The sequence below is a fragment of the Moorena sp. SIO2C4 genome (assembly GCF_010672485.1).
GTDB classification, from domain to species: Bacteria; Cyanobacteriota; Cyanobacteriia; order Cyanobacteriales; family Coleofasciculaceae; genus Moorena; species Moorena producens.
Genome location: NZ_JAAHGN010001096.1, coordinates 1 through 2,439 on the forward strand (window position 1 = coordinate 1; position 2,439 = coordinate 2,439).

At 45.0% G+C, this 2,439-nt stretch carries 1 protein-coding gene and 1 pseudogene; one reads left to right on the forward strand and one right to left on the reverse strand.

Going from position 1 to position 2,439, the window contains the following annotated elements; translation table 11 throughout:
- Positions 1–1,279, forward strand: a pseudogene (locus F6K20_RS34160) (TldD/PmbA family protein); the annotation flags it as partial.
- 555 nt (positions 1,280–1,834) lie between these two features.
- Here the strand turns inward: F6K20_RS34160 and F6K20_RS34165 are convergent.
- The coding region (locus F6K20_RS34165) for an SWIM zinc finger family protein (protein WP_287297749.1) at positions 1,835–2,439 on the reverse strand (605 nt) is incomplete at its 5' end.

The window sequence follows — 2,439 nt, forward strand, 5'->3', positions numbered from 1 at the left end:
TGGCTTTGCGGCTAGTCCCTATAAAACTCCAGAGGAAGTGGAACGAATGGTGGCTTTAGCTGTGGAGATTGCTAAAGGTAGCCGCCTTTCTTAGCAAACACAGGTAAGATTAGCCCCAGTAAAAGCGTATCGCGATACCTATATTACTCCGATCGAAATTGACCCGTTTACTATACCGATTACTGAGAAAGCAGATTTACTATTGCGTATCAATAATCAATTGCTTAGCTATAGCGATCGCGGAATTAAAAAGGCTTACTCTTTCCTGCGTTTTACTCGTGAAGACAAGATTTTTGCGTCTACTGTTGATTCCCTAATTGAACAGACTATCTACCGCAGCTATCCAGGTATGGGTTGTACAGCAGTTGCTAATGGGGATGCTCAAAGCCGTAGCTATGAGCGTCCACCTTTAAATATCGGTTACGAGCATATTCAACCCCCAGACCTTTTGAATCAGGTAGAACGGGTAGCAGAAGAAGCAATAGAGAAGGTTCATGCTCCTAAAGGATCTTCTGGTATTCGCAGCACTCTGATTCTGAAGCCTAGTCATCTCCACCTAACGATTCATGAATCGGTGGGACACCCTACGGAACTAGATCGGGTGTATGGCTATGAGTCGAATTTTGCTGGTACTAGCTTTGCCACTACTGATAAATTGGGCAAGCTGCAATATGCTGCTCCTTGGGTGAATTTTAAATGCGATCGCACTCAATCGGGGGGACGTAGTACTTTAGGCTATGATGATGAGGGGGTACCTGCACAAGATTGGTATGTTGTCAAGGATGGCATTTTAGTAGACTACCTCACTGACCGGGAAACCGCTTATCGACTAGGTAATGCCAGTAGTAACGGTTGCGCTTACGCGGATAGTTGGTCAAGTGTACCGATGGTGCGGATTCCTAATTTAGGGTTGGAACCGGGAGCAGAGGGAGGAAGTCACTCTGCCACACTCGCAGAAATGATTGCTGAGACTGAGGAAGGGATTTTAATTGATGGTAGAGGTAGTTTCTCCATTGACCAGCAGCGACGTAATTTTCAGTTTGGTGGAGATGCTTTCTGGAAGGTGGAGAAAGGTAAAGTAGTGGGCATGCTCAAGGATGTCACCTATCATTCTATGAGTACTGATTTCTGGAATAGTATTGATGCCATTGGAGTAGCTTCGGAACAGGAGCAGTTTGGTACCCATATGTGTGGTAAAGGCGAACCGATACAAATTGCTCAAATGACCCATGCTTGTGTCCCGGTGCGGGTGCGCAATATTCAGATTGGAGGAACCTAAATCGTTAATTGTTAATGGTTTTTTTATGGTTAGTTGGGCAACTCGATTAATTAGTGTTAGGTAAAAGAGAATGTAATTCTACCATCAATTCTTCAACTCACTATCCAAGATGGAGCAAAAGTATCGGCATTGCTCAATCAAGCAATGCCCTTCTTATTTATTAGAGTCATTTCAATTTATATTGAGAAAACTATTTATTGCTCTAATTGGGTTTCATACGAAAAAGTGTTCCATTGTTATTTGAAATGACTATATTTCAAATCTCAAAAAATTACCTTTTCTGGTTAACCATTCCCAGATTAAGCAACACCAAAAAAACACGCCCAATCCGTTGGTTACCCCTTCGTAAACTCCCTCGGACTAGACTGCTCAACTCAAGCGGGCTCGGGTGCTATCGCTAATTAGTTTTAGGAAAACGAAACCGTAATAGCGATAGCACCCGATAGCCCGCACAGTCACGAGCAGGCTAGTGATGCGTGGTTGAACTTATCGCAGGGACGGCGATCCACCGCCCAGATTGCAAGGCTGTTTACCAACTGCTGGAATGGACGTGATTTATTGAGACTGACGAGCGTGCTGCATCCGCAACGCCAGAATGTGTTCACAAGGACCTTTGTACAGCTTATTTTGCTGATACCAATTACAGGTACACTCTGCCGCTATTATACGCTCATCGGGATCAATTGTCAAAGCGGGATTATAGGTTTTGCTTTTATCTCTGACATTTCCCTGTAGCTGGAGTGTACCTTGAGTGTCTTTTACTGAGGTTACTTGTACGGCATTGTTACTTAAGAAGCGGGTTGCTGTTTCTTCTCGCTGATTGGCAAACCGTAACCGTTCCATGGGTAAGGGCTCTCGAGATAGTTCCCGGACTCGATATACTTGCTTGTTTAAGTCGTAAATGGCTCGTCCGGCTTGGGTGTAAGCTCCTAAGGCACCTAGGACAGCAGTCGGGCTTAAGTCTAAGCGCTGGGCGAGACTGTGGGGACTTTCGACCCAGTTTTCTCTGAGTGCGTCAAAAATGAGTTGTTGAGTCCACTGGTCTACATCTGCACGGGGTGCCATTAAGTCAAAGTTACCCGCTTGTGCCCAATCGTTAGCTGTCCATCCTGATAAGCCGAGGGTAAAGGACATATCCCCTAGGTCAGCTACATAAAAGG